We start from the raw sequence: 25,674 nt of genomic DNA on the forward strand, positions 1-25,674 counted from the left end.
GCCCATGCGCACTGTCATCCATTCTGCCCGGCGGATCACTGGCGCCACCGTCCTCCCGGATTCCTGGGTGCGCATTGAGGACGGCCGCATCGCCGCCGTCGGCTCCGGCGCCTGGCGCGGGGCCGCCCGCGCTGGCTGCCCGGCCGCAGATACCCGGGAGGTGGATGCAGCCGGCGCCTTGCTGACGCCCGGTTTCGTGGACATGCACTGCCACGGAGGTGGCGGCGTCTCCTTTGACGACGACGGCGACACGCACCGCGCGCCGGACACGCATCTGGCGCACGGGACCACCAGGCAGCTGGCCTCCTTGGTCACCAATCCGCTGGAGGCGATGGAGGCCAGCCTGCGCCGGATCGCGCCCTGGGCCGCAAGCTGCCGGACGGTCAAGGGCTTTCATCTCGAAGGGCCCTTCCTGGCCAGCGGCCACTGCGGCGCCCACAATCCCGCCTACCTTGCACCGCCCACGATCGACACCGTTGACCGGCTGGTCGAGGCCGGCGGCGGCCTCATCCGGCAGGTCACCGTCGCGCCGGAACTCGACCCCGGGTTCGCGGCAACCAGGCGGCTCATCGGGCACGGGGTGGCGGTCGCCGTCGGCCATACGGAAGCCGACTACGCCACCGTCCGGGCTGCCTTCGACGCCGGCGCCAGCATCCTCACCCACACCTTCAACGCGATGAACGGCCTTCACCACCGCGCCCCCGGTCCGGTCGCCGCGGCCTTCGACTCTCCGCACGTCACCCTCGAGCTGATCGCCGACGGCCACCATGTCCACGATCCCCTGCTCCGGCTGGCGTTCCAGGCGGCCCCCGGCCGGGTGGCCCTGATGACCGATGCGATGGCCGCCGCCGGCTGCGGCGACGGCGCCTACCGCCTCGGCTCGCTCGATGTGGACGTGAACGACGGCGTGGCCCGCCTGGTGCAGGGCGGTGCCATCGCGGGCAGCACGCTCACCATGGACGCGGCGCTGCGGCGCGCCGTGGCAGCCGGAATCGGCCTGCCGGAAGCGGTAGCAGCGGCCACCTCGGTACCCGCACGCGCCGCGGGCATGGGCGACGATGCAGGCACCATCGCCGTCGGCTCACCCGCGGACCTGGTCCTGCTGGACGAGGACCTGCGGCCGGTAAGGATCTGGCTGGCCGGGGATGAAGTCGAAGACACCCGGGCCCGTGGGCGGACGCTCTCAGCCGCTGACGCGTTCCCGGATCAGCTCACGGATACCATCGAAATGGCTCTCGATCAGCTTCGCAGCCTGACCTCTGTCACGGGCGGCGACGGCTTCGTAGATCTCCCGGTGCTGGCGCGCGGTCTCCTCCAGGACGATCCCCTCGGACGCCACATGGTCGTGAAGCTGGCGGTAGACCTGCCAGAATACGCTCATCAGGTTGGAGAGCAGACCGTTCTCCAGCGGTTCGAAGAGTTGGCGATGGAAGCGCTGGTCCTCATCAGTGATGGATTCGCCGGCCTCCGCCAGCTTCTCCATCCGCTCCACTGTTTCCCGGACGGCAGCCAGATGCGCATCCGTCATGGCGTCAATGGCTGCGCCGACCAGACCCGCCTCCAGCGCCTGGCGCACATCCACGAGTTCAAGCGCTTCATGCCCGTTGTGCCGCAACGAAAGCCGGCTGCGGAAGCCCAGCCCGCGCGCCAGCGCATCGAGGCTTTTCTGTGCTACGAACATCCCGTATCCGTGGCGGATCTCGATAATGCCCACCGCCTGTAGCACCTTCAGCGCTTCCCGCACCGTATTGCGTCCGACGCCGAGTTCGACGCACAGTTCGTGCTCGGTCGGCAGCGGGTCCCCCGGCTCCAGCCCCCGGTCCAGGATCAGGTCAATGATGTCTTCCTGGAGCCCCTCCATCCGGACGCGCGCGCTGTACCGTGCGCGCACCTCTGCCTCAGCTTTCATCCCTGTCCTCCCTGCTAACCGCCGCTTCCGGAAGAAGTCTGGCACCCCTGCTGCACTTGACGCTGCGTGTGACACGTCCTACTGATCTCCGCGGTCAAGGACGACAAGATCGTCTTCGAAAAGTTCGCCGAATACAATGGTCCGATGCCGGCACAGGCCGCCGGCATGACCTGGTTCCTGCTCTCGGACGCTGCCGCACGCGTCACCGCCGTCGAATCCGGCCGTGTCCAGGCGATCGAGGATGTGCCTTATCTGGACGTCGAACGACTGAGGTCCACGGTGGATGTGGAGTCGGTCCAGTCCTTCGGCCTGCTGTTCCTGATGTTCAACTGCACCGCCAAGCCCTTCGATGACAAGCGGGTTCGCCAGGCCCTGCACTATGCCCTGGACAAGGGCACCATCATCAACCGTGCCCTGCTGGGGAACGCGGCTGCGGCCAAGTCCTTCGTGCAGGAGAGCCATCCGGCCGATCTGCGGGCTGCCGGTGACATCACCGATCCAGGCCCTGCGCGTGCCCTCGCCCCGGGCGAGACAGCCGTCTGGCCGCACCTGAACCACGTGGTGGGCGAGGAACCGGCCCTCGTGGACATCGCATGGACGGGCCGGCAGGGCGCAGAGGAAATCCGCATCCGGACCAGCCATCCCCTGCCCTGACCGACGGTGGCACAATGGTCTCCATGGCCGCGATCATCCTGGGCTGGAACCCGGACCGCTGGGACGGCTGGGAACCGGATTACCCCACTGTCCTTGAGCTGGTTGGTGAGACCGGGACGTTTGCGGACCGGTGGAGCGTGGGCCGGCGCCGGAACATCTCTCCCGGTGCCGATGCCTGGCTGCTGCTGCAGGGCCGCCAGGGCCGGGGGCTGATCGGCCATGCTGTCATCAGGTCCAGTCCCTATCCGGACGTCCACCTCTCGGATCCGGGCCGGATGTCGATGTACGTCGACGTGGAATTCGATGCGCTGCTGCCGCGGGGCGACCAGCTACCGGCGGGCATCCTCTCCCAGCGTGTGCCGGGGGTCCGGTGGGATTCGATCCGAGGCTCGGGGGCAGGCATCGGCCCCGATGACGAGACTGCCGTCCGGAACCTGTGGGCGGAATACGTAGGACCTGCCGAGGCGGATCCGACGGTGCCGGTGCCCGGCTCCTATCCGGACGGTGCGCTGATCCGGGTGCCGGCCAACCGGTACGAGCGGAATCCGCAGGCCCGCCGGGAGTGCATCAACCATTACGGTACGAGCTGCGCAGTCTGCCGGTTTTCCTTCGAGTCCGTTTACGGTGACATCGGAACGGACTTCATCCATGTCCATCACATCGTTCCGGTGTCCCAGCTCGGTCCCGGCTATGAGCTGGACCCGCTCACGGATCTGGTGCCGCTGTGCCCCAACTGCCATGCGATGGCCCACCGGCGGACGCCCGACCCCTATACACCCGCCGAACTGCGCCGGATCATCTCCCGCTTCGGCTACCTCCAGGGTGATGTCATGAGTGACATTGAGCAGGAGTCCCTTGACGAGGCGCGCCGGATTTTGGGCACCGGCGGAATCGGCGGCTGAGCCGCCAGGTTCCCGCCGGCGCGGCAGCACGCAAACCGCTCCGGTGCCGGAAATCCGGCACCGGAGCGGTTATGACGCCGTTCTTACGGTTTACAGGCCGTCGTCGGGTGCACCGGGAGCGTCGTCAAGTCCCTCGGTGTGCGGCGGTTCCGGCACCACATCGTCGTCAATATCGGCTTCGTCCGCTGCGTCCTTGGCCTCGTCTTCGGCGTCCTTGGCCGCATCTTCGGCTTCATCCTCGGCCTCTTCGGCTGCCTCTTCCGCGGCCTCGGCATCGTCCCCGTTCTGGACGGGCACAGCTGCGGGATCGGCCTCCGGCACTGCCGCCACGGGAGCGCCGGCCACTGCGTCGCCGTCGTCCGGCTGGTCATTGAGGTCAACGTGTCCGGGCCCGTGTACGCCGTGGTCATCGACGGCGATGGCACCGGTCAGCGGGTCGATCCTGTCTTCGACGCCGTCCTTGGCCTGGGCGCCGGCCATTCCTCCGGCCATGAGCAGCCCGGCGATAGCGACAGTGCCGGCGATCTTTCGAGTCTTGTGTTCCATGGTTCTCTCCAAACAGGTCCGGGTGAGCCAAGCGGCACCGCCCTGGGGGAAGTTTTCCTGTGGTGCTGATGTCTCCATAGTTGGCCGTCTTGGTGAGATCAGCATGAGAAGTTCGTGAATCTTTTCTCATCTGGAGAGCGCCGGTGGTCCTGCGTAGCAGGAACCTGGATGGACGTTTGCGTCGAAGTCGAAACCCGCAATTCTGTGCCGGTGGGATACTGGCGGAATGGAGCTAACGGGCTGGCTGACCCCGGACGAATTTTGGGAACAGCACGACAGTGCGGAAAGGCTGATTCGGGCTTCCGCAGGGGAACTGCCGTGTTACGGGGTCAGCGGATGGTCCGGGCCAATCTTCCTTGGCGAATGGGACCTCGGCAGCCGCCCGCCGGTTACCGTGAGCCTCGTGCACGGGTCCGCCGAGGGGCCCCATGATTCAGGTGTGGAGTACGGGTCAGGACGCTCGAAAAACAGCCGTCCTTCATCGCATGATGGCCCAAGGACCTCCCGCGAACGGTAGTGATCTCGTCGATCGTCAGCGAGTCCTGGATGCTGCACCCAGTGACGAAATACGGATCCCGATCGATGGTGTCCGCGTTCCCTTTACTGTGTGGCGCGATTCAGACCGCTGGTGGGCGGCCGGCACTCATGCCGGTTATGGAGTGGTGCTCCAAGGCCTCGGGACCACCCCGGCTCCGTGGCACTCGAGGAGGTCCATGACATCGGACCCTATTTGAACGGCAGCCGTGCGCAGATCCGTGCCGTACGCGGGGAAAGTTGACAGTCACCTCTGGCGAGAACCGGGCGGATTGGAACCGGCTTTAGCGGTCGCCCTCGGCGCCTTCCTCCGACTGCTGGCCTAAGGCCACTTCATCTTCGGGAGCCGGGCTGCCGTAGCCGCCGGCATCAAGGTCATCGGTACCTGCGGAGGAATCGCCGGCAATTTCATCCTCCGGCGCCGGAGTGCCGTAACCTCCTGCCGCGGCATTCCGCTTGTCCCCTGCCTGTTCGCCGTTTGCATGCTCGGTCATGGTGATGCCTTTCTGCGAAGGATTCCGATTTTGTCAGCGCAACCTATCGGCCTGCTGCCTGAGATTCTGCCACCATCGGCGTTTAATAGGAATGCCTTCCGGCGGGCATGGAAATAGCTTGCAAAAGCCCCGCTTCCCAAAAGGAAGCGGGGCTTTACGGACAGGCGGTTCAGGCAGCGGCTTTTTGATAGGCCTCGACGACCTCGGCAGGGACCCGGCCGCGGGCGGAAATGCTGTATCCGTTGTCTTTGGCCCATTCGCGCACTTTCCTGGCCGTATCGCGCCGCGACGTGGTGGAGGCTGCGGATGCGGCTTTGCCGCCCTTGGATGCGGAAGCCGGCAGTTTGCGTCCCGCCTTAGCGTATTGCTCCAGCACTTTGCGCAGGGCGCGGGCGTCTGCGGTGGACAGGTCTATTTGATAATTTGTTCCATCAATTCCGAAATGGACGGTTTCATCGGCGTGTCCGCCGTCGAGGTCCGAAATCAGTTCGATCTTCATGCGCTGTGTCATACGAAGCAACCCCCAATATTGTCTGCGCTTTTGCGTGCTTAAAGATTAGGCACATCGAACTCTATTTCAAGACTTTTCCGCTGCCAGCAGGTAGTCCATTTCCAGCGGCCCCTGCGGCGATTACAATCCCTCAAACTACGGCAGCGCCCTGCCCCGCGCGGTGATCCAGAGCGAATACCACTCGTCGCTGGTCATGGCAGCGGCAACGCGCTCGGCGCCGGCGCAGGCCCGGATCCGTTCCGGGTTGCTGGTGCCGACCACGGGCCGGATGTTGGCCGGGTGCCGCATCAGCCAGCCGAGCACGACGGCCTCCGGCGTCGCATCCCGGTCCGCGGCGAGCGCGGACACCAGCGCCGCAGTGGCCGCATCCTGTCCGGTTTCCGCTGCGCCGGGCGCACCGCTGTAGCGGCCCTGCGCCAGCGATCCCCACGCCTGGAGTTCAACCCCGTTGGCCTGGCAGTACTCAAGGGTGCCGTGTGGAAAACCCAGGTCCGCGGCTTCCGCATGGTTGACCAGTACGCCGGTCTCCAGCCATTCGCTGCGGTGCAGGCTCATCTCCAGCTGGTTCGCCGCCAGCTGGTCCGGCAGTGCGGACTGCAGCCAGCGCATCTGCGGACCGGACATGTTGGACACGCCCAGGTGCAGTACTTTGCCGTCGTCCTTGAGCTGCTGGAATGCTTCGGCGATCTCCTCCGGATGGGCCAGCGGATCCGGCCGGTGGATCAGCAGCGTCTCCACCCGCTCCGTACTCAGCCGGCGCAGGCTCTCATCGACCCGGGCGAGGATGGCCTCCCGGGAGGAGTCGTACCTTCCCACCCGGTCCGCCGCGGGCAGGCGGATACCACACATGGTCTGCAGCCGGATCCCCTCCCGCAGTTCCGGACGCCCGGCAAGGACCCGGCCGAACACCTCCTCCGCCTTGCCGTGGGCGTAAATATCCGCATGGTCGAAGTCAATGATGCCCGCTTCCAGAGCGGCGTCGACGGCGGCGTGGGCCGCGGCGATGTCGGCGGCGGTCAGCGGCCCCGTTCCCCCAGCCTCCGCCCAAACCCATGCGGCCGAAGATCAGGTGGGAACCGGCGTCGTTCTTTGTCCCGTTGTTCACGCGGTGACCACCGCATAGCGGGAGGCGACGTCACCGGGCGGAATCATTTGGGCACCGAGCAGCGAGAACCTGGCCCCCGCGGCACTGGGCGGGTAGGCCGGCCGTCCTTCCCCCAGCACCGAGGGCAGGACGTGCAGGTACACCTCGTCCACCAGCCGCTCACTGAACAGCAGCTCGGTCAGGGTCAGGCTGCCCCAGACGATCACGTCCCCGCGGCTTTCTTTGAGCGCGCGGATGCGTGCGGCGATGTCGTCGCCGATGACCTGTGCCTCGCCGTAGCCCCAGGTGGCGCGGTCAAGCGTCGTGGACACCACGTACTTGGGCAGCCTGTTGATCGGCTCGGCCACCGACTCCTCCTGCGGGTCCGCCCCGGGCCAGTATTCGGCGAACATCGAGTACGTGACGCGGCCCAGCAGGATCGCCGAACAGTCTTCCAGCAGCCGGCGGTTGGCGTCATTGATCCCGGTCCAGCCCCGGATCTGCTCCATGAACCGCAGCCCGCCGTCCGGCTCGGCGGCAAACCCGTCCATGCTCGTGAACTGCTGGATGATCAGCTTGCCCATGATGGTCCTTCCGTAGGCGCTCGCCCACCAGTCTCCGCCTGCGGCGGGCGGAAGGAAACCCCATGTGCTAAGAAGGATCCGGCCCTCTTGGCCGTGCAAGACCGCGAACCTGACCCGCGAACGGAAGGCAGAAATGCGCACTCGCCGGATTGGCACCCACGACGTCGGCACGATCGGACTGGGGTGCATGAACCTCAGCCACGCCTACGGCGTTCCGCCGGCGCGCGAGGATGCTGCCAAGCTGCTGCTGCATGCGCTGGACAACGGCGTGCGGCATTTCGATACCGCAGCCCTCTACGGTGCCACGGCGAATGAGACGCTGGTGGGCGAGGTCCTGGGCCCGCGGCGGGACGAATACTTCCTGGCCAGCAAGTGCGGCATGACCAGCGACGGCGGCCCGCGTGTGATCGACGGCCGGCCGGAAGTGCTGAAGGCCACCTGCGAGGATGCGCTGCGGCGGCTGCGCACGGACCACATCAACCTCTACTACCTGCACCGCTGGGACAAGAACATCCCCATCGAGGACAGCGTGGGTGCCCTGGCCGAGCTGGTGGCGGAGGGCAAGATCGGCGCGGTTGGCCTGTCTGAGGTCTCCGCCGCCACACTGCGCCGGGCCCACGCGGTCCACCCCATCGCAGCGCTGCAGACCGAATACTCGCTCTGGACCCGCAACCCGGAGCTGGGCACCCTGGAGGCCTGCCGCGAACTCGGCACCGCGTTCGTCGCGTTCAGTCCGCTGGCCCGCGCCTTCCTCACCGGCAAGCTCCGGGACACCTCCGCGCTGGACGCCAAGGACATCCGCCGAACCATGCCGCGCTTCTCAAACGAGAACTACCCGAAGAACCTGGCCCTGCTGAACGGCTTCACGGCGCTGGCCGACCAGGCCGGATGCACGCCCGCCCAGCTGGCCCTCGCGTGGGTCCTGGGCCGGGGCGAGCACGTCATTGCGCTGCCCGGAACCACCAGCATCGCGCATCTGGATGAGGACCTGGGCGCGGACAGCGTCCGGCTGGACGAGGAGCTGCTCGGCCACCTGGACGGGCTGATCAATGAGCAGACCGTCCACGGGGCACGGTACAGCGCCGCCGCGCATGCGGACGTGGATACCGAGGTTTTCGCCTAACTGGTCTCCTTGCCTAGCCGGTATGGCTGCGCAGGAAGTCGATGCTGCGCTCCAGCGCCTGCCGGGCCGCTTCCTTATCCAATTCGAACTGGTACTGGTGCCGCAATCCGGAACTGCTGCTGGGGAAGAACTCCTCTACCTCCACCCCGTGCGCAGCCAGCGTCCGGGCCAGCGCCAGCGAGTGCGGCAGCAGCGGATCGGCGTTCCCGGCGGAGATGAAGGCCGGCGGAAAGTTCTTGCCCACGTACTTCGTCACCGATGCCAGCCCGACATACGGCAACTCCAGGTAGTTCCTGGACCCGGTGTAGGACCAGAGCACCGTGCGCAGGAATCCCTGACCGCTGCCCCCGCGCGCCCCGACCAGCGACAGGTCGTACCCGCCGCAGTGCAGCAGCACCGCGCGGAGCCGATCCGCGGCGATGGGGGTGGCAATGCCCAACTGCTTCGCATAGTCCGGGTCGGAGACCACCAGCGCCAGCTGCGCGGCAATCTGGGCGCCGGCCGAGTCCCCGGCCAGCACCATCCGGAACGGATCAATGTGCAGACGCTCCGCGTGACGCTCCAGATAGCTCAGGGCAGCGGCCGCCTGGCGCACCGGCTCCGGATACTTATGATCGCTGGCCAGCGAATAGCCGACCCCGACAGTCGTAAAACCGTGGGACGCCAGAATGCGCAGGTAATGGGCAATGTTGTTCTTGCTGCCCGAGATCCATGCGCCGCCGTGCAGCCAAACGATCGTCGGCAGTTGCTGGGACTCCTGTTCCGCACGCGTCGGGTAGAACACGTCCAACAGAGTCCGCCGGCGATCTGCCAAGTATTCCTGGTCCAGCAGCTCACCGATGGCGCCCGGTACGTGCCTGCCCATCGCCACGGCAATACGGCGGCCATTCCGGTCGGACACGGCCCGGATCACGACGGCTGCCGGACGGGGACTGGAGCGGATCCACAGCAGCAGGGAACCAGCGAGCGAGGCCACCGCTGCAGCGCCGGTGGCTACCAGGGACACGGTGCGGGGCGAGTGTGCGTGTGAGGACATGAAGACCTCCTCATCGTCTGACGATATGCTCTATCGTCACCGACCGACCTAGGAACAAGTTAGGGAACATTCAGGCAGCCCAGTTGAGGTCGATGGTGCCAGGGCTGGAACTTCGGTGACGCCGGGCAGACACGGCCGGGTAAAATCGTCCCCCGGAATACTCCGCCATCCCCGCCTGTTGCTTCTGCTGACGCTTGCCCTCGGAGGGCCAGCCTCTCCCTACCTCAGCCAAGCATTGATCAGCTCAACCTTTAATGCCGTCCCGATGCATCCTAAGAGGACCCTTTTTGAATCAACCAACCACATCCGGGACTGCCCCGAACCGGAAGCCGGACATCGCAGCGCCTGACCATACCCGGCGGAACCGCCGCGTGATTCGGCTGCTGCTGGCCGCCTCCTTCGTGGTCATCCTGAACGAAACGATCATGAGCGTAGCGCTCAGCGAGCTAATGACGGATTTGGGCATCACGGCCATCGCCGCACAGTGGCTCACCACTGCCTTCATGCTGACCATGGCGGTGGTCATCCCGATCACCGGCTTCCTGCTGCAGCGTTTCAACACCCGGCCGGTCTACACGGCCGCGATGTCCCTCTTCTCCGCCGGTACGCTGATTGCCGCGCTGGCGCCCGGTTTCGAGGTGCTGCTGGTGGGCCGCATTGTGCAGGCGACCGGCACCGCCATCATGATGCCGCTGCTGATGACCACCCTCATGACGCTGGTTCCGGCCGCGGACCGAGGCAGGACCATGGGCAATGTCTCGACCGTCATCTCCGTGGCCCCGGCCATCGGCCCCACAATTTCCGGCATCATCCTCAACGTCCTGTCCTGGCGCTGGATGTTCTGGCTGGTGCTGCCCATCGCCGCCGCCATGCTGCTGATCGGCTCACGCCGGATCGAGAATGTCACCGAACCGCGGCCCGCTCCCCTGGACATTCCGTCGGTCATCCTCTCCGCCGCAGGCTTCGGCGGCCTGATTTATGGACTCAGCCTGGTCGGTGCGGGTGCCGGGCACGGTGGAACAACGACGGCGGCCCCCACCGCGCTGCCGATGTGGCTCTCCTTGGGCGTCGGGGCCGTTGGTCTGGCTGCCTTCATCCTGCGCCAGCTGCGGCTGCAGCGCGCGGACCGTGCGCTGCTGGACCTGCGCACCTTCCAATCCACAACGTTCTCCATAGCGGTGGGACTGATGGCTGTGAGCATGGCGGCGCTGTTCGGCACCATCGTGGTGCTGCCGATCTACCTGCAGCAGGTACTGGAACTGGAACCGGTCCAAGTCGGGCTGTTGCTGCTGCCGGGCGGCCTGCTCATGGGCTTGCTCGCGCCGACCGTCGGCCGGCTCTACGACCGCTATGGTCCAAGGGTGCTGCTGGTGCCCGGGACCGCCGTCGTCAGCGGCGTGCTCTGGTTCCTGTCCACCGTGAACGAATCGACGTCGCCGTTCGTCGTGCTGGGCGCGCACCTGGTACTCAGCCTGGGCTTGGCGCTGCTGTTCACTCCGCTGTTCACCGCGGGACTGGGAGCCGTCCGGCCGCAGCTGTATTCACACGGCAGCGCCATCGTCGGCACAGTGCAGCAGGTGGCCGGCGCCGCGGGGACGGCCCTGTTCGTGACGGTCATGTCCCTCCAGTCGGCGGCGCTGGCGGGTGCCGCCCCGGCGACCTCCGCTGCAGTTTCGGGCGGGGTACGGGCAGCCTTTCTGACCGGCGCGTTCATCTCCCTCTTTGCCGTCGTCGCGGCCTTCTTCATCCGCAAGCCGGAGATCACGGTTCCGGAAGGCGCACCGGCCCCGCACTAAGCGGTGCCCATGCTAAGCGGTGCCCGTGCTAATCACTGTCCGCATCAATCGGTGCCGGCACCGATAAGTCCTTGACCACCTCCTGGCCGTCTTCCACCCCTAGATTAGCGGTGCGGAACGGCGCCGGGCGCAGTGTCAGCGATACCGCGCCGGCCGCCGTCGTTCCGCTGTCCACCAGCATGAAGCCGGACGGTACGGTCGCCTCGTCGAAAAGGCGCTTACCCTTCCCCACCACCACCGGGAAGATCAGCAGCCGATATTCGTCAATCAGTCCGGTGTCCTGCAGGCTGCGGGCCAGCCGGTAGCTGCCATGGATCTGCAGCTCGCGCCCGGGACGGGACTTCAGCTCGGCGACAGCGTCCTCCACCCCACCTGAAATAACCGAGGTGTTGGACCAGGTCGGCGCCGCCACCGTGGTGGAAACCAGGTACTTGGGCAGGGTGTTCAGGGCGGTGGCCACGGGGTTGCCGGGATCCGTCACCTGTTCCCAGTACGGCTGCATCATCTCGTAGGTGGCCCGCCCCAGCAGGATGGCATCGGCCCGACTGAACCAGCCGTCTACGATGCTCCCGAAGTCCTCGTCCAGATGCGGGACCAGCCATCCGCCGCGGTCGAAACCGCCGCTGGTATCCTCATCCGGCCCGCCCGGGCCTTGCATGACGCCGTCGAGGGTCAGGAAAGTGTGGACGGTCAGTTTCACCGTTCCTCCTTGCGCGGCGCCGCGGCTGTGCCGGTGGCTGCCGGCCGTTCGTGCTCCTCATGTTCGTGCTCCTCATTTTCCCTGGCCCCTTCCTCCGGTCCCTCATAACCGTGGTCTTCGTCCATGGTGACCTCGTCGAACGGGAAGGCTCCGGACAGGACCCGCTCCACCTGGCCGCGGTCGACTTCCTTGGTCCAGGTGCCGATCAGCAGTGTGGCCACGGCGTTGCCAGTGAAGTTGGTCAGCGCGCGGGCCTCGGACATGAAGCGGTCGATCCCGACGATCAGGCCAACTCCGTCCACCAGGTCCGGCCGGTGCGACTGCAGGCCGCCGGCCAGGGTGGCCAGGCCGGCGCCGGTGACGCCGGCGGCACCCTTGGACGCGATGATCATGAACACCAGCAGCGAGATCTGCTCACCCAGGGACAGTGGCGTGCCCAGGGCCTCCGCGACGAACAGCGCCGCCATCGTCAGGTAGATGGCAGTGCCGTCCAGGTTGAAGGAATACCCCGTCGGCACGGTGACGCCGACCACCGGCTTCGCGACACCCAGGTGCTCCATCTTGGCGATCAGCCGCGGCAGCGCGACCTCGGAGGATGAAGTGGAGAAGATGAGCAGGTATTCACGGGCCAGATACCTCATCAACCGGAAGATATTGACCCCGGTGACGAACTTAAGCAGGGTTCCCAGCACCACCACAATGAAGACGGCACAGGTGATGTAGAAGGCCAGCATGAGGGTCGCCAGGCTGATGATCGCCTGGATGCCTGTTTGGCCAACGACGGCGGCAATGGCGCCGAAGGCTCCGATCGGAGCCAGCCACATGATCATGGCCAGGATCCGGAACACGAGCGTCTGGAAGGATCCGATCGCCTTCAGGATCGGTACGCCCGAGCGGCCCATCCGCTGGAGGGCGAAGCCGACCAGCAGTGCCACGAACAGGGTCTGCAGGATACTCCCGGAGGTCAGCGAGGACAGCAGGGTGGTGGGGATGATGCCGAGGATGAACTCGGAGGTTCCCGCGGCTTCGCTTTCGCCTCCGCCTTCAAAGGTGCCGCCCTGAAGGTTGAGCCCCTGGCCCGGTTCAACGAGGTTGCCAACAATGAGCCCGATGGCCAGTGCAAACGTGGACATCAACATGAAGTAGCCCAGCGCCAGACCGCCGACCTTGCCAACGGTGGCCGCTTTGGCGATCGATCCGACGCCCAGCACGATGGTGCAGAAGATGATCGGGGCAATCATCATCTTGATCAGCGCGATGAAGCCGTCGCCCAGCGGCTCCAGCGCCCGGGCGAAGCCGGGCGCCAGCAGCCCCAGCACGGCACCCAGCACGACGGCGGCGATCACCGTTATATAGAGGACATGGGTCCTGTCCTTCTTCTTCCTGGCCTCTGGGGGAGGTGCAGTACTTCCCGCCGGGACCTGGGCCGAGGATGACATCGATGTCTCCTTAGAAGTGGGGAAATACCCTACTACTGTCCCATCATGTGAAAGGGATCACCATGGCTGGTCCCGGCGTCGAACGCTTACCCCAGCTTTTCCAGCTGCTCCCGCGCCCGCTGGACTGCCCGCCGCTCCTGGTCGGCCAGGCGGCGGGCCAGTTCGCGGCTGCGTTCGGCGTACCTGATGTCCTTCGCGGCCGCCGACCGCTCCCGTTCCAGGTCCTCGATCCGGTCCTTCAGCCGCTCGAGCTCAGCGGAAATCTCCCCGCGCCTGGATTCCGCTTCGCGTAGCTGCTGCTCGGCGTCCGACACGTCCGCCTCTGCCTGCCGCAGACCGAGCTCGGCGTCGTCGAGGTCGGCCTGTGCCTGTTCGCGGCGGCGCCGCTCTTCCTCAGCTTTCCGGTCCTCGGCTGCTTTGCGGTCCGGTGCAGCGCGGCTCCTAACCTGCGTCGGGACGTCAGCATCTGCCCTCGCCGGGACGGCAACCGCTCCGGACAGGTCCACCGGCTCCAATCCGCTGGTGAACAGCCCCCGCACCAGCAGCCCGCTGCGGACGGCGGCCGCCGCAGCCGGATCGCTGATGGCCGCACGCAGAGTCTGTTCCAGGTCGGTGGCCGCCGCGTCGCTGAGGGCGTTGCCAAGTTCACCGGCCAGGTCCCGCCCGGAACGGACGACGTCGGCCAGCACCTGGTGCCGCTGCCCGCCAAGGTCCCGGAGCGCCGGGGCGTCCCCCTCCTTCTGGGCCCGGCGGAAAGATTCGCCCAGTTCCAAGGCGGCGGCGATTTCCCCGGGACGGTGCCGGGCAAGCATGTTCACCGCCCACGCAGCGGCGTTCGGCTTGGGCAAACGGCCGATCTGCCGGGCGGCCTCGGCATCCCCCTCTACTTTGGCGGCCTTGGCCTTGTCCTTCCGCGCAGCGATGAACTCCCCGGGCGGCAGGGCGTAAAGTTCGGCGGCGGCAGCGGCCAGATCCATAGGACCATCCTAGATCCGCGGAAAAACGTGATCCGCGGCCCTGGCACTATACTCTTTGGCAGCCATGACGAACCTGCCCTCCCCTCCCGCGACCGTCCGCATCGATGCCTGGCTGTGGGCGATCCGCGCCTACAAGACCCGGTCAGCAGCGACGGCAGCCTGCCGCGCCGGACATGTGCGCCTCAACGGCAACCCGGCCAAGGCCTCCCAGACCGTGGTGCCCGGCGACACCATTCGGGTCCGGCAGCCCGGCTTCGAACGCATCCTCGAGGTCCGCCGCCTGATCGCCAAGCGCGTCGGGGCCGAGGCAGCCTCCCACTGCTTCACCGACCGCACTCCGGAGCGCCCGCCGATGCCCGCGCTCGGCCTGCCGCAGCGGGACCGCGGCACCGGACGGCCTACCAAGAAGGACCGCCGCGATATGGAGAAGCTGCGGGGGCCGAAACCGTAGGGGACGGCTTCTCAGGCGCCGTGCGGCACTACGACCCCGCGGCCGGAGAGCTCCCCGGCTTCCAGCCTGCGGTAGGCCTCAAGCCCGTCCTCCAGTGGGAAGGTTTCGATCTCCGGTTTGATCTGGCCGGCCTTGTACATCGCGACAACCTCGTGCAGGTCCTCGATGGTGCCCCAGTAAGTGTTGGTGATCAGCGATTCGTAAGGGGTATTGAAGAAGCTCCACTCATGCGTGCCGCCGGCGATTCCGACGACGGTCAGCCGCGACCCCTGCGCCATCACTGAGGTTGCGGTCTTGAGGGTCGGCGCCGCACCGACGAAGTCGAAGGCGGCGTCTACGCCGCGGCCGCCGGTCAGTTCCCTGATCTGCTCGATCTGGCCGTCGCCGCCGGGAACGGTCAAGGCACCGGCAGCCTCGGCCTTCTTCATCGCCTCCTCCTTCATATCGGTGGCGATAATCGTGGCGCCGGTCAGTGCCTTGAGGATCTGCACGCCGATCTGGCCCAGACCGCCCAGGCCAATGACCAGCGCGGACCTGCCGCCGCCGGCCAGGTGCGGCAGCGCCTGTTTGATGGCGTGGTAGGGCGTCAGGCCGGCGTCGGAAAGCGGAGCGGCGGCGATCGGATCGGCATCGCCCAGCGGCACCAGGTTGCGGACGGGGACGGCCACGTACTCCGCCATGCCGCCGTCGCGCCCCAGGCCGATGCCCAGGTACGGCATCTGCGCGACGTTTTCGCAGTAGGTGTCCTGGCCTCGCGAACAGGCTTTGCACCGGCCGCAGCCGACGGGACCGTAGACCAGGTAGGCGTCGCCGATTTTGACGCCCTCGACGCCGTCGCCCAGTTCCTCCACCCAGCCCGAGTTTTCATGGCCCAGCGTGAATGCCGGCTTCTGGGCGCCGGGCATGCCCTCGTCGAATTCCTTGTAGATGGCCACATCCGAGTGGCAGGCGCCGGCACCGGCCACCTTGAGCAGGACTTCGCCGGGGCCCGGCTTGGGTCGCTCGACGTCCTTGAGAACGGGGAACTTCTTCCAGTCTTCGAACACGATTGCGCGCATGCTGCTTTCCTTCCGCTGCAGGTGCTGCTGCCGTTTGGGGAAGTGCTGATGGCCCGGAGCCCACCATGGGCCATTCTTCGCTCCCGGCCAACTGAAAGCAATGGCACACACTCCGGGTCGCTTCCCGAATACCGTCACCGGCGGAAGCTACCGTGAGGATATGAGCACGATCACCAACGGTTCGGTACGCGGCAGCCGCCTCCACCCGGAACCCGGCCGGCGCTATTCCATCGAGGAACTCACCATGCTCGCCGACCAGGGCGATGCCTGGGCCATGTGCAAGGTGGACGAGTGGGAGCGGAGCTTCGCCCACGCCTACGCCGGGGACCTGCGGGACGTCTGTCCGGATGCGGACTGCGAACACTGCGGCGAACCGGTCAATATCTGCTATGGCGAGGACGGCGCCGTCCTGGACGTCGACCACGGCGGCTGGGCCCACTATCCCGGTGTCGTCCAGGCCAAGGCCTCGTAACCCACGACGGCGGTGCCTCAGGTTCCGAGGAAAAGGGAACCTAAGGCACCGCCGTCGTTATGATCCGGCTTCAGCTGATCCTAGATCAGGAAGTCATCCGCGCCTTCCAGGTGCGGAGCCTCCGGAATCAGATCATCCGCGCCATGCTTGGCCAGCACGACGACGCCGTCATCCGCGCCTTCCAGGTGCGGAGCCTCCGGAATCAGGTCATCCGCGCCATGCTTGGCCAGCACTTCGCCGGGATCAACGTGGCCCGGCGCATGCACACCATGGTCGTCACCGGGTTCCAATCCGTCGTCGAGGCCGCCCTTGGCCATGGCGGCGCTGCTGCCGCCGAGTGCTCCGGCCAGCAGTACCCCTGCCAGAGCCGCTGACCCCATGAGCTTCTTGGTCGCGTTTTTCATTGTCCTGTCCTATCACTGGTTTCTGCGTGCCCGTTCCGGCACTTGGTCAGGTCCTTGGATGCAGTGCCGGCTTCCCATCGCTGCGGAGCCCTCAGGCTTCCCGGGTCCTTGCTTCCTTGTGTTCCTGCATCATTTTTCGCAGGTCGGAGTGAGAAACAGATGAGGTGCCGATGAGGAATTTCTCATTGCCTATACCAATAAGGTCCGCCCGGACGTGACCAGCCCAACAGCCTGCCCACGGCCCCGTTAAACACTCGGTCAACATCCGTTCATCTGCCGGTGATTGGCTCTGGTCGGGATCTTTCTGAGCGGCGATCATTTAGCTAGCGCCGCCGGCCGGTTCACCAATCCATTCGAGGCTCAACTTGAGCCATCTCCAGGGGGAGTACTTCTGAAATGACATATCCGTCATGGAAGCCCCTGCTGGTGACAGCCCTGTCGTGCGGCCTGATGGCCGCTCCGATCAGCGCGTTACCTGCAGCGGCAACCGGGACCGCGGCACCCGCCGGCTCCGGCATCATCATCAATGAGGCGTATCTGTCCGGCGGCAGCGCCGGCGCGGCCTTCAAGAACAAGTTCGTCGAACTGTACAACACCACCGGCGCACCGGTGGACCTGGCCGGTTGGTCCTTGCAGTACCGTTCCGCCGAGGGCGCATCTGCACCCAATGGCGTAGCACCGCTGGAAGGCACCATTCCAGCGAACGAGACCTTCCTGGTCCAGCTGAACAGCAACGGCGACACGGGTGCCGAGCTGCCGGCCCCCGACGCCGTCACTTCGCTCAGCCCCTCCGGCACCAAGGGCACGCTGGTCCTGTCCAACCAGGCCGCGGCCGTGGCTGACCTGGGCATCGGTTCCGTTGTCATGCACCCAAGCGTGGTGGACCTGCTGGGCTACGGCACGTCCAACACGTTCGAAACCGTAGCGGCCAAGTCGCCGGACAATAACCAGGATGTCCGGTCCCTGAACCGCACCGATTTCGCGGACACAGATAACAACCAGGCAGACTTCTCCCTCAGCCCGGAGATCACCCCGGAGAACTCCGCAGCCGAGCCGGCCCCGGAGCCGACGGAAGAGCCGACCGCGGACCCCACGGCTGAACCGACCGCGGAACCTACGGCAGAACCGACAGCTGAGCCGACCACCCCGGCGGACGTCACCGCGATCGCCGAGATCCAGGGCACCGGAGATGCCAGCCCACTGCTGAACACCACGGTCACCACGCGCGGCAAGGTCACGGCCGCTTACCCGACCGGTGGCTTCAACGGCTACTACATCCAGACCCCGGGCACCGGTGGTGACCTGGAGTCGCACGCCGCGTCCCATGGCATCTTCGTCTACTCCAAGGACACGGTCGGCGAAGTCCAGACCGGCGACTACGTCGAGGTCACCGGCACGGTCGGCGAGTACTACGGCCTGACCCAGCTCAGCGTCGCCGCCGGCGGCTTGACCAAGCTGGATGAGGCAGCCGAAGAGGTCAAGGCAGCCACGGTCGAGTTCCCGGACACCGACACCGAGCGTGAGGCCCTGGAGGGTATGCTCCTCGACCCGCAGGGTTCGTACACGGTCTCCGACAACTACGGACTGAACCAGTACGGCGAGATCGGTCTGGCCGCCAACGGCCCGGCGCTGCTCCAGCCGACCGTCGCCGGTCTGCCTGGCACCCCGGAGCACGATGCCGTGGTCGCCGACAATGAGGCGCGCGCCGTCACGCTCGACGACGGTGCCACCACCAACTTCATGAACAACGCCAACAAGAACAAGCCGCTGCCGTACCTCACCGGTGAGCATCACGTCCGGGTAGGTTCGGAAGCGGACTTTACTGCCGGCGTCGTTCTCGACTTCCGCTACGACGAGTGGCGGTTCCAGCCGCTGGCGGAGCTGACCCCGGCGAACGCCGGGACGGTCCAGCCCGCATTCTTCAACGACACCCGCACGGCGGCTCCGGCCAACGTCGGCGGCAACGTCAAGCTGGCCAGCTTCAACGTGCTGAACTACTTCGCAACCACCGGCGACCAGCTCACCGGCTGCACCTTCTACACGGACCGCGAGAACAATCCGATCACCGTCAAGAGCGGCTGTGACGCCCGCGGCGCGGCCAACGCCGAGAACCTGCAGCGCCAGCAGGACAAGATCGTCGCCGCAATCAACAGCCTCGGCGCCGACGTCGTCTCCCTCGAGGAGATCGAGAACTCGGCGACGTTCGGCAAGGACCGCGACATGGCGCTCGCCGCCCTGACCGACGCGCTGAACGCTGCCGCCCCCGGCACCTGGGACTATGTCCGCTCCCCCGCCGTGCTGCCCGCCGATGAGGACGTGATCCGCACCGCCTTCATCTACAAGAAGAACGCTGTGGAACCGGTAGGCGAGTCCGTCATCCTGGACCACGAGGCCTTCACCGGCATCGCCCGCCAGCCACTGGCCCAGGCCTTCAAGCCCGCCGGCGCCGGTGACGAGGACAAGTTCATCGCGATCGTCAACCACTTCAAGTCCAAGGGCTCCCCCGCGACGCCGGAGGATACCGACCAGGGACAGGGCAACTCCAACCTGGCCCGCACAGCCCAGGCTGAGGCGCTGGTGGAATTCGCCGACGCCGAACAGGAGCGGCAGGGAACCGACAAGGTCTTCCTGATGGGCGACTTCAACGCCTACGCCGCCGAGGATCCGATGCGGGTCCTCGAGGAGGCCGGCTACGTCAACCAGGGCGCCAAGACCGGCAAGCACAGCTATGCCTTCGGCGGCATGGTCGGCTCGCTGGACCACATCCTGGCTTCCCCCGGTGCCGACGCCACTGTGACCGGCGCCGACATCTGGAACATCAACTCCGTTGAGTCCATCGCGCTGGAATACAGCCGGTACAACTACAACGCCACCAACTTCTACACGGCGGATGCGTACCGGTCCAGCGACCACGACCCGATCCTGGTCGGGCTGAACCTCGGCGGAGCCGCGGAAACCACTGCGGAAGTCAACCTGCTGAACATCAATGACTTCCACGGCCGCATCGACTCGAACACCGTGAACTTCGCGGGCACCATCGAACAGCTCAAGGCCGGTGCCCCCGAGGGCAGCAGCCTGCTGCTGTCCGCCGGTGACAACGTGGGTGCCTCCGTCTTCGCCTCCTCGATCCAGCAGGACCAGCCGACCATCGACGTGCTGAACGCGCTGGGCCTGCAGGCCTCGGCTGTGGGCAACCACGAATTCGACACCGGCCTGTCCGACCTGACCGACCGCATCATCGGCGCGGAGGAGCCCAACGCAGACTTCGCGTACCTGGGCGCCAACGTCTATGAAAAGGGCACCACGACCCCGGTCCTGGACGAGTACGAGATCTTCGATGTCAACGGAGTGAAGGTCGCCGTCATCGGCGCCGTCACCCAGGAAACCGCGTCGCTGGTCAGCCCCGGCGGCATCGCTACCGTGGACTTCGGCGATCCGGTCGAGGCCGTGAACCGCGTGGCTGCCGAAATCGAGTCGCAGGATCTGGCCGACGTCATCGTCGCCGAATACCACGAAGGCGCCGGCGAAGGCACCCCGGACGGTTCCACTCCCGAGGAGGAGATCACCGACGGCGGCGCGTTCGCCGAGATCGTCACGCAGACCTCCGCTGAGGTCGACGCCATCTTCACCGGCCATACGCACAAGCAGTACGCGTGGAGCGTGCCGGTTCCCGGCGCCCCGGAGCGCACCCGCCCGATCGTCCAGACCGGCAGCTACGGCGAGAACATCGGCCAGATCGAACTGACCATCGACACCGAGACCAACGACCTGGTGGCCCACACGGCGGCGAACGTCGCCCGGACCACGGAGAGCGCCGAATCCCTGGTGACGGCCTTCCCGGCCGTGGCCACGGTCAAGACCATCGTGGATGCCGCCCTGGCCACCGCCGAGGAAGTCGGCGAACAGCCGGTGGGCACCGTTTCGGCGGACATCACCACCGCCTTCGTCGGCGACAAGCGGGACGACCGCAGCTCCGAATCCACCTTGGGCAACCTAGTAGCCGATTCCCTCGTCAGCTCCCTGTCCGCGCCGGAGCGTGGCGGCGCCCAGATCGGCGTCGTCAACCCCGGCGGCCTGCGCGCCGAACTGCTGCACGCCCCGGACGGTGTGGTTACCTACGCCGAGGCCAACGCGGTCCTGCCGTTCGTGAACAACCTCTGGACCACCACCCTGACCGGAGCCCAGTTCAAGACCCTGCTGGAACAGCAGTGGCAGACAAACGCGGACGGCACCATCCCCAGCCGCCCGTTCCTGAACCTGGGCCTGTCCCAGAACGTCTCCTACACCTATGACCCGGACGCTCCGCTGGGCAGCCACATCACCTCCGTGACTGTCGACGGCGAACCGCTGGATCCTGCGGAAAGCTACCGGATCGGCACGTTCAGCTTCCTGGCCCAGGGCGGGGACAACTTCCGCGTCTTCACTGAAGGCACGGACACCAAGGACTCCGGCCTGATCGACCGGGATGCCTGGGTCACCTTCCTGACGGACAACCCGGGCCTGGAGCCGAACTTCGAGCGCCGCGGTGTGGCAATCACCGGAGCTCCGGAAATCGCCGTGGCCGGCCAGGAAGTCAGCTTCCGGGCCTCCAAGCTGGACCTGACCTCCCTGGGCAGCCCGGCCAATACCTCCGTCGAGGTGTTCTACCGGCCCGCCGAGGGTGAGGACATCTCCCTGGGCACCGCCGCGGTCGCTGAAGGCGCCGCGGACGTGAACGTGACGGTACCGGAAACGGCCGACGGCGGCAGCCTCTACCTGGTCGCCTCCGCGTCCAACACCACGGCGGTCATCCCTACCACGGTGGCACCGAAGTTCGCCGATGTTCCGGCCGGAACCCAGTTCGAGGACGAGATCTCCTGGCTCGCCGCCAAGGGCATCACGACCGGCTGGGCGGACGGCACGTTCCGTCCGTGGCAGCCGATCGACCGTGACGCCATGGCCGCCTTCCTGTACCGGCTGGCCGGCAGCCCCGAGTACACGGCTCCGGAGGTCTCGCCGTTCTCCGACGTGACCCCGCAGACCCAGTACTACAAGGAGATCGCCTGGCTGGCCGAGCAGGAGATCACCACCGGCTGGGAAGACGGCACGTTCCGTCCGTGGGATTCGGTGAACCGCGACGCTGTGGCAGCCTTCCTGTACCGGCTGGCCGGCGGCCCGGAATACACCGCGCCGGAGGTTTCGCCCTTCACGGACGTCACCCCGCAGACCCAGTTCTACAAGGAGATCGCCTGGCTGGCGGAGCAGGAGATCACCACCGGCTGGGACGACGGCAGCTACCGTCCGGTCACCGCGGTGAACCGCGACGCCATCGCGGCCTTCATCTACCGGTTCGACGCGAAGTTCTAAGCTTCCAAGTCCGCTGAAACAGGCTGGCCCCGGCTCACCAAAGCCGGGGCCAGCCTGTTTTTCGCCGGGGATCTGCGGCGGACTATTGCCGGGCGCCGCGGTCGGCAATAGCCTGTCCTATGACGGCGGACAGGACCTCCAGATGCGGGGTCCGGCGGCGTCAAGAAGGATGCAGACATGGCAACAGGTACAGTCAAGTGGTTCAACGCGGACAAAGGCTTCGGATTCATTACTCCCGACGACGGCGGCCCTGACGTTTTCGCCCATTTCTCCGCCATCACGGCCAGCGGATACCGCTCCCTGGAGGAGAACCAGCGCGTCGAGTTCGACGTCGCCACCGGCCCGAAAGGACTCCAGGCGGAAAACATCCGCCCCGCCTGACGGACACTGACGACGGCGGCCCCTCCGGTTCCTGCTGCCACGGAACCTGAGGAGCCGCCGTCGTTCGCTTTCCAGCGGTGCCGGTCTGTGCTGCTATTCGGCCCAGTCCGAATTCTTGATGACTTCCACGAAGTCCGTGCGCTGGAAGCCCGGGCAGAAGTGTTCCAGGACATCGGCGTTGACGTTGCCGAACGTCGTCTCCGGGCGGTGCCGGTTGCCATCGGTGAACGCCTGCAGGATGCGCCGCTTGAAGTCCGGTCGCGGGTGGGCCTGCGTGACCTCTGCGATATCGGCGGGATCCAGGTCCCGGTAACCGATTCCGAGCACATCGGTTTCGACGCCGGCTGTCACCAAAGCAATCTCCGGCTCCATGAATTCGGGCACGCCCGGGGTGGTGTGGAGTGCGACGGCGGTCCAGACCTTCGCCGCATCCGCTTCAGACAGCCCGTGGTCCAGCAGGAAGCTCTTGGCCGCGTTGGCGCCGTCGACTTCGAACCGCAGGTCCTGGCTGCCGTAGCTCTCGGTCAGCCCCAGGTCGTGGAACAGCGCGCCGACGTACAGCAGTTCGGGATCTACGGTCAGCCCGAGGCGCCGGCCCTGCAGCGAGCCGAACAGGAAGACGCGCCGCGAGTGGTGGAACAGCAGGTCATCGGTGGCCTTCTGCACCAATTCCGTGGCGTCCGCGACCAGCTTGGTGTCGGGGATGGCGATGCCGGCGATTACCTCTGTCATGGAAAGCTCCTTCGTCTCAGCGAGCACATGGTTCTGGCTCTACCCTCCATCCTTTCCCGGGCTGGCCCCGTCAGGCACCGCCGGGACGGACGGCTTTCCCTCAGATCCGGACATCCGGGCCGGGACCGATCCCGTTTCCCGACGCAGTAGAGCCGAACCGCCGCTGGTATTTCGACGGCGGCAAGCCAATGTGTGCCACGAAGGACCGCCGGAGGGCCTCGGGGTTTCCGAAGCCGGACCGCTGCGCCGCCTCGGAAATGCTGTACCCGGCGTCCAGCAGGGCCCGGGCCGTGTCGAACCGGACGAGCGCTATGTAGCTGCGCGGCGTAGTTCCCAGCTCCTGGCGGAACAGCCGGGTCAGATGCCTGGTACTCAGATGGGCCGACTCCGCCAGTTCCGTGACCGCATGCGGGGCCGCCGGATCGGCACGGATGGTGTCCAGGACCAGCCGCAGGGGCGAACCGGGCGGCGCCGTTCCATGCAGCGGCGCGGAGAACTGGGACTGGCCGCCGGAGCGCTGCATGTACACCACCAGCGAACGCGCCGCGTTCCGTGCCAGATCGGCGCCGCAGTCCTCCTCGATCAGGGCCAGGGCAAGATCGATACCCGCCGTTACTCCGGCCGAAGTGTAGAGGCCTCCGTCCTTGATGAAGATGGCGTCCGGCTGCACTTGGATACTTCGGTGGCGCCGGGCCAGCTCCTCGGTGTGCTGCCAGTGCGTGGTGGCGCGGCGGCCCTCCAGCAGGCCGGCCTCCGCAAGGACGAAAGCGCCGGTGCAGACGGACGCCATGCGTCTGGTGTGCCGGGAGAGGTGCCGCGCCGCCTCCACCAGCTCTTCGGAGACCATCCCCAGCGGCAGGCTGTCGCCTCCGGCCACGAGGACGGTGTCAAAGGAATCCGGGTCCGCTGCAGCTGCGGCCACGGAGACGGTCATGCCCACGGATGACGTTACGTCGCGCCCGTCCGGGGAGAGGAAGACCAGCTCGTAGTCGGCACCCAGCAGCTTGGCCTCGTTGAAAGCCTCGGCCGGGCCCGCAACATCGAGCAGTTTAACCCCGTCGAACGCCAGAATGCCGATCCGCCGCTTCCGGGCCGTGACGGTCCGGCTCATGGGCGGATCCGGGAGTGTTGGGCCTGCTGCATGGCACCATCGTGCCATGCAGCAGGCCCCGCGACCGGTCAGCGCACCTTGGCCTTCAGGAAATCCACGGCTCGGCTCCAGGCGAGCTTGGCTTCCTCCGGGCGGTAGTTGCCCTGCGGGTTTTCGTCATTGTGGAAGGCATGCGGGGCGTCGTAGTAGAAGAACTCGACCTCGGCGCCGGACTCCTTGCGGATCTGCTCCTCCTGCGCCTTGGCCTGCTCCACCGGGTAGAACCCATCCTGCTCGCCGTAATGGCCCTGGATCGCGGCGCGCACGCCCTCGTAGGAATCCGGCACCCCCTGGCCGACGCCATAGAACGGTACGGCGGCGCTGATCCGCTCGCCCTGCTGCGCCGCCAGCGACAGCACGAAACCGCCGCCCATGCAGAAACCGATGGCGCCCACGGTTTCGCTGGTCACCGCGTCGCTGGCCAGCAGGTAGTCCACCGCGCCGGCCAGCAGCCGCGCGCCTTCCTCCTCCGGAAGCTTGGACATCATTTCGCCGGCCTCGTCGCCGTCGTGGGTGATCCAGCCGCCGAACAGGTCCGGCGCCAGCGCCACGAATCCCTGGGCCGCCAGCCGGTCGGCCACGTCCCGGATGTGGTCCGTCAGGCCCCACCATTCCTGGATGACAATGATGCCCGGGCCCTTGCCGGACTCTGGGAGGGCCAGGTAGCCGTGGGCCTGTTCGCCGGCGGATGGGAAAGTCACGTTCTGGTGCGGGGTCTTCTCAGCCAAGATGTCCTCCTCGATTCGATCGCGTACGGCTTCAGTCTAGGCAACGCCCTACCCTGCCAGCAGGGTTTCGAGCCGGGTAAAGGAACTCTCCCACTGCGCCCGCGCCCAGTCCGCCATGTTCCTGGGGTACGGTCCGCTCCTCAGTTCCAGCCGGGTCCTGCCCCCGTGCTCCGTGAATTCGAAGCGGGATTTCGTAATGCCGCCCTGCTCGTGCCCGGGTCCGGCCCACGATTCGTCCCAGGCCAGGACCTCGTTTTCCGCCACCTCTGTGTAGGTGGCGTCGAGTTCGCGGCGGACCTGGGGCTCTTCCGCCATGTACAGCTGGATCCGGTGGTGCCCGCCCGGCCGGGGATTGATCTCCACGGATTCGCGCGGCACCCGGCTGCCGTCCGGCCCGAACCACTGTGCAGCCAGGTCCGGATCGATGAAGGCCCTGAACACGCTCTCCCGCGGTGCGTCGAACACCCGGACAACAGTGATGTCCTCCCACTCCTCGTCAGCGGTCATGGCGCTGTTCCTTTCAGCCGGTGTTTGGAGAGTAGTCCTGTCCACGCTGGAGTCAAGAGCCCGCGTTGACTCATAGAAAACCTCCGCGTAGCGGTATACGTTGCCTCATTTGAAATCCTCCGCCTGGCGGCGTGGTGGACCGGTGTTGGCGGCCGA

General features: G+C 66.5%; 23 protein-coding genes and 2 pseudogenes. 9 read left to right on the forward strand and 16 right to left on the reverse strand.

Annotated elements, in window-relative coordinates:
• Positions 1 to 4: 4 nt before the first annotated feature.
• A pseudogene (nagA, locus tag AC5RWU_RS17125) lies at positions 5 to 1,105 on the forward strand (N-acetylglucosamine-6-phosphate deacetylase); the annotation flags it as partial.
• 78 nt (positions 1,106 to 1,183) lie between these two features.
• On the opposite strand, the gene AC5RWU_RS17130 reads toward nagA, so the two are convergent.
• Entirely contained in the window at positions 1,184 to 1,909 is a 726-nt protein-coding gene (locus tag AC5RWU_RS17130) for a FadR/GntR family transcriptional regulator (RefSeq protein ID WP_494031611.1), read from the reverse strand.
• Between the two features lie 84 nt (positions 1,910 to 1,993).
• Here AC5RWU_RS17130 and AC5RWU_RS17135 point away from each other — a divergent pair, with 84 nt between their 5' ends.
• Together AC5RWU_RS17135 and AC5RWU_RS17140 are read left to right on the forward strand one after the other, a co-directional pair.
• A complete protein-coding gene (locus AC5RWU_RS17135) occupies positions 1,994 to 2,563 on the forward strand; it encodes an ABC transporter substrate-binding protein (RefSeq protein ID WP_494031612.1) in 570 nt (189 codons plus the stop codon).
• 14 nt (positions 2,564 to 2,577) lie between these two features.
• Complete coding sequence (locus AC5RWU_RS17140) at positions 2,578 to 3,465, forward strand: HNH endonuclease (RefSeq protein ID WP_494037103.1); 888 nt, start codon at positions 2,578 to 2,580, stop codon at positions 3,463 to 3,465.
• A gap of 90 nt (positions 3,466 to 3,555) precedes the next feature.
• Here AC5RWU_RS17140 and AC5RWU_RS17145 read toward each other — a convergent pair whose 3' ends face one another.
• The 5 genes and pseudogenes from AC5RWU_RS17145 to AC5RWU_RS17165 form a co-directional block, all read right to left on the reverse strand.
• Entirely contained in the window at positions 3,556 to 4,011 is a 456-nt protein-coding gene (locus tag AC5RWU_RS17145) for a hypothetical protein (RefSeq protein ID WP_494031591.1), read from the reverse strand.
• Between the two features lie 818 nt (positions 4,012 to 4,829).
• Positions 4,830 to 5,039: a hypothetical protein gene (locus tag AC5RWU_RS17150; RefSeq protein ID WP_494031592.1), complete on the reverse strand. Its 210-nt coding sequence runs from the start codon at positions 5,037 to 5,039 to the stop codon at positions 4,830 to 4,832.
• A gap of 169 nt (positions 5,040 to 5,208) precedes the next feature.
• Positions 5,209 to 5,550 carry a histone-like nucleoid-structuring protein Lsr2 gene (locus AC5RWU_RS17155; protein WP_494031593.1) on the reverse strand — a complete coding sequence of 114 codons (342 nt, stop codon included), beginning with the start codon at positions 5,548 to 5,550 and terminating at the stop codon, positions 5,209 to 5,211.
• A gap of 135 nt (positions 5,551 to 5,685) precedes the next feature.
• Positions 5,686 to 6,604 (reverse strand): annotated as a pseudogene (locus AC5RWU_RS17160) (aldo/keto reductase).
• Positions 6,605 to 6,651: 47 nt separating this feature from the next.
• Positions 6,652 to 7,218: a dihydrofolate reductase family protein gene (locus AC5RWU_RS17165; protein WP_494031594.1), complete on the reverse strand. Its 567-nt coding sequence runs from the start codon at positions 7,216 to 7,218 to the stop codon at positions 6,652 to 6,654.
• A 133-nt stretch (positions 7,219 to 7,351) separates the two neighbouring features.
• Here AC5RWU_RS17165 and AC5RWU_RS17170 point away from each other — a divergent pair, with 133 nt between their 5' ends.
• On the forward strand, positions 7,352 to 8,341 hold the full coding sequence (locus tag AC5RWU_RS17170) for an aldo/keto reductase (protein ID WP_494031595.1): 990 nt from the start codon (positions 7,352 to 7,354) through the stop codon (positions 8,339 to 8,341).
• 13 nt (positions 8,342 to 8,354) lie between these two features.
• On the opposite strand, the gene AC5RWU_RS17175 is transcribed toward AC5RWU_RS17170, so the two are convergent.
• Positions 8,355 to 9,377: an alpha/beta hydrolase gene (locus AC5RWU_RS17175; RefSeq protein WP_494031596.1), complete on the reverse strand. Its 1,023-nt coding sequence runs from the start codon at positions 9,375 to 9,377 to the stop codon at positions 8,355 to 8,357.
• 287 nt (positions 9,378 to 9,664) lie between these two features.
• Here AC5RWU_RS17175 and AC5RWU_RS17180 point away from each other — a divergent pair, with 287 nt between their 5' ends.
• Positions 9,665 to 11,173 carry a DHA2 family efflux MFS transporter permease subunit gene (locus tag AC5RWU_RS17180; RefSeq protein WP_494031597.1) on the forward strand — a complete coding sequence of 503 codons (1,509 nt, stop codon included), beginning with the start codon at positions 9,665 to 9,667 and terminating at the stop codon, positions 11,171 to 11,173.
• A gap of 28 nt (positions 11,174 to 11,201) precedes the next feature.
• On the opposite strand, the gene AC5RWU_RS17185 is transcribed toward AC5RWU_RS17180, so the two are convergent.
• The 3 genes from AC5RWU_RS17185 to AC5RWU_RS17195 all read right to left on the reverse strand — a co-directional run bounded on the left by AC5RWU_RS17185 (position 11,202) and on the right by AC5RWU_RS17195 (position 14,289).
• A complete protein-coding gene (locus tag AC5RWU_RS17185) occupies positions 11,202 to 11,873 on the reverse strand; it encodes a dihydrofolate reductase family protein (protein WP_494031598.1) in 672 nt (223 codons plus the stop codon).
• Complete coding sequence (locus AC5RWU_RS17190; RefSeq protein WP_494031599.1) at positions 11,870 to 13,312, reverse strand: cation:dicarboxylate symporter family transporter; 1,443 nt, start codon at positions 13,310 to 13,312, stop codon at positions 11,870 to 11,872. Before AC5RWU_RS17190 ends, AC5RWU_RS17185 begins: the two co-directional genes overlap by 4 nt.
• 86 nt (positions 13,313 to 13,398) lie before the next feature.
• Positions 13,399 to 14,289, reverse strand: a complete 891-nt coding sequence (locus AC5RWU_RS17195; RefSeq protein WP_494031600.1) for a hypothetical protein — start codon at positions 14,287 to 14,289, stop codon at positions 13,399 to 13,401.
• A 64-nt stretch (positions 14,290 to 14,353) separates the two neighbouring features.
• Between AC5RWU_RS17195 and AC5RWU_RS17200 the strand changes: the two genes are divergently transcribed.
• Entirely contained in the window at positions 14,354 to 14,740 is a 387-nt protein-coding gene (locus tag AC5RWU_RS17200; RefSeq protein ID WP_494031601.1) for an RNA-binding S4 domain-containing protein, read from the forward strand.
• Between the two features lie 11 nt (positions 14,741 to 14,751).
• On the opposite strand, the gene AC5RWU_RS17205 is transcribed toward AC5RWU_RS17200, so the two are convergent.
• Entirely contained in the window at positions 14,752 to 15,798 is a 1,047-nt protein-coding gene (locus AC5RWU_RS17205) for an NAD(P)-dependent alcohol dehydrogenase (RefSeq protein WP_494031602.1), read from the reverse strand.
• A 160-nt stretch (positions 15,799 to 15,958) separates the two neighbouring features.
• On the opposite strand from AC5RWU_RS17205, the gene AC5RWU_RS17210 reads away from it, so the two are divergent.
• Positions 15,959 to 16,270, forward strand: coding sequence for a hypothetical protein (locus tag AC5RWU_RS17210; protein WP_494031603.1), 312 nt, complete (start codon positions 15,959 to 15,961; stop codon positions 16,268 to 16,270).
• Between the two features lie 80 nt (positions 16,271 to 16,350).
• Here the strand turns inward: AC5RWU_RS17210 and AC5RWU_RS17215 are convergent, their stop codons facing one another.
• Positions 16,351 to 16,674, reverse strand: coding sequence for a hypothetical protein (locus AC5RWU_RS17215; protein ID WP_494031604.1), 324 nt, complete (start codon positions 16,672 to 16,674; stop codon positions 16,351 to 16,353).
• Between the two features lie 396 nt (positions 16,675 to 17,070).
• Here AC5RWU_RS17215 and AC5RWU_RS17220 point away from each other — a divergent pair, with 396 nt between their 5' ends.
• Together AC5RWU_RS17220 and AC5RWU_RS17225 are read left to right on the forward strand one after the other, a co-directional pair.
• Positions 17,071 to 22,020 carry an ExeM/NucH family extracellular endonuclease gene (locus tag AC5RWU_RS17220; RefSeq protein WP_494031605.1) on the forward strand — a complete coding sequence of 1,650 codons (4,950 nt, stop codon included), beginning with the start codon at positions 17,071 to 17,073 and terminating at the stop codon, positions 22,018 to 22,020.
• A 177-nt stretch (positions 22,021 to 22,197) separates the two neighbouring features.
• Complete coding sequence (locus tag AC5RWU_RS17225) at positions 22,198 to 22,401, forward strand: cold-shock protein (RefSeq protein WP_494031606.1); 204 nt, start codon at positions 22,198 to 22,200, stop codon at positions 22,399 to 22,401.
• Between the two features lie 93 nt (positions 22,402 to 22,494).
• Here the strand turns inward: AC5RWU_RS17225 and AC5RWU_RS17230 are convergent, their stop codons facing one another.
• From AC5RWU_RS17230 to AC5RWU_RS17245, 4 genes are all read right to left on the reverse strand, one after another.
• A complete protein-coding gene (locus AC5RWU_RS17230) occupies positions 22,495 to 23,133 on the reverse strand; it encodes an HD domain-containing protein (RefSeq protein WP_494031607.1) in 639 nt (212 codons plus the stop codon).
• Between the two features lie 100 nt (positions 23,134 to 23,233).
• Positions 23,234 to 24,244 carry a GlxA family transcriptional regulator gene (locus AC5RWU_RS17235; RefSeq protein WP_494031608.1) on the reverse strand — a complete coding sequence of 337 codons (1,011 nt, stop codon included), beginning with the start codon at positions 24,242 to 24,244 and terminating at the stop codon, positions 23,234 to 23,236.
• A 68-nt stretch (positions 24,245 to 24,312) separates the two neighbouring features.
• Positions 24,313 to 25,014: a dienelactone hydrolase family protein gene (locus AC5RWU_RS17240; protein ID WP_494037105.1), complete on the reverse strand. Its 702-nt coding sequence runs from the start codon at positions 25,012 to 25,014 to the stop codon at positions 24,313 to 24,315.
• A 45-nt stretch (positions 25,015 to 25,059) separates the two neighbouring features.
• Positions 25,060 to 25,518 carry an SRPBCC family protein gene (locus AC5RWU_RS17245; RefSeq protein WP_494037104.1) on the reverse strand — a complete coding sequence of 153 codons (459 nt, stop codon included), beginning with the start codon at positions 25,516 to 25,518 and terminating at the stop codon, positions 25,060 to 25,062.
• Between the last annotated feature and the right edge of the window lie 156 nt (positions 25,519 to 25,674).

The sequence above is a fragment of the Arthrobacter sp. B0427-1-12 genome (assembly GCF_059092905.1).

What these genes read in the sequence shown, in the direction of transcription:
- AC5RWU_RS17130 (WP_494031611.1), bottom strand. Translation starts at nt 1,909, where the DNA reads ATGAAAGCTGAGGCAGAGGTGCGCGCACGGTACAGCGCGCGCGTCCGG.
- AC5RWU_RS17140 (WP_494037103.1), top strand. Translation starts at nt 2,578, where the DNA reads ATGGTCTCCATGGCCGCGATCATCCTGGGCTGGAACCCGGACCGCTGG.
- AC5RWU_RS17145 (WP_494031591.1), bottom strand. Translation starts at nt 4,011, where the DNA reads ATGGAACACAAGACTCGAAAGATCGCCGGCACTGTCGCTATCGCCGGG.
- AC5RWU_RS17150 (WP_494031592.1), bottom strand. Translation starts at nt 5,039, where the DNA reads ATGACCGAGCATGCAAACGGCGAACAGGCAGGGGACAAGCGGAATGCC.
- AC5RWU_RS17155 (WP_494031593.1), bottom strand. Translation starts at nt 5,550, where the DNA reads ATGACACAGCGCATGAAGATCGAACTGATTTCGGACCTCGACGGCGGA.
- AC5RWU_RS17165 (WP_494031594.1), bottom strand. Translation starts at nt 7,218, where the DNA reads ATGGGCAAGCTGATCATCCAGCAGTTCACGAGCATGGACGGGTTTGCC.
- AC5RWU_RS17170 (WP_494031595.1), top strand. Translation starts at nt 7,352, where the DNA reads ATGCGCACTCGCCGGATTGGCACCCACGACGTCGGCACGATCGGACTG.
- AC5RWU_RS17175 (WP_494031596.1), bottom strand. Translation starts at nt 9,377, where the DNA reads ATGTCCTCACACGCACACTCGCCCCGCACCGTGTCCCTGGTAGCCACC.
- AC5RWU_RS17190 (WP_494031599.1), bottom strand. Translation starts at nt 13,312, where the DNA reads ATGTCATCCTCGGCCCAGGTCCCGGCGGGAAGTACTGCACCTCCCCCA.
- AC5RWU_RS17195 (WP_494031600.1), bottom strand. Translation starts at nt 14,289, where the DNA reads ATGGATCTGGCCGCTGCCGCCGCCGAACTTTACGCCCTGCCGCCCGGG.
- AC5RWU_RS17200 (WP_494031601.1), top strand. Translation starts at nt 14,354, where the DNA reads ATGACGAACCTGCCCTCCCCTCCCGCGACCGTCCGCATCGATGCCTGG.
- AC5RWU_RS17205 (WP_494031602.1), bottom strand. Translation starts at nt 15,798, where the DNA reads ATGCGCGCAATCGTGTTCGAAGACTGGAAGAAGTTCCCCGTTCTCAAG.
- AC5RWU_RS17210 (WP_494031603.1), top strand. Translation starts at nt 15,959, where the DNA reads ATGAGCACGATCACCAACGGTTCGGTACGCGGCAGCCGCCTCCACCCG.
- AC5RWU_RS17215 (WP_494031604.1), bottom strand. Translation starts at nt 16,674, where the DNA reads ATGAAAAACGCGACCAAGAAGCTCATGGGGTCAGCGGCTCTGGCAGGG.
- AC5RWU_RS17220 (WP_494031605.1), top strand. Translation starts at nt 17,071, where the DNA reads ATGACATATCCGTCATGGAAGCCCCTGCTGGTGACAGCCCTGTCGTGC.
- AC5RWU_RS17225 (WP_494031606.1), top strand. Translation starts at nt 22,198, where the DNA reads ATGGCAACAGGTACAGTCAAGTGGTTCAACGCGGACAAAGGCTTCGGA.
- AC5RWU_RS17230 (WP_494031607.1), bottom strand. Translation starts at nt 23,133, where the DNA reads ATGACAGAGGTAATCGCCGGCATCGCCATCCCCGACACCAAGCTGGTC.
- AC5RWU_RS17235 (WP_494031608.1), bottom strand. Translation starts at nt 24,244, where the DNA reads ATGAGCCGGACCGTCACGGCCCGGAAGCGGCGGATCGGCATTCTGGCG.
- AC5RWU_RS17245 (WP_494037104.1), bottom strand. Translation starts at nt 25,518, where the DNA reads ATGACCGCTGACGAGGAGTGGGAGGACATCACTGTTGTCCGGGTGTTC.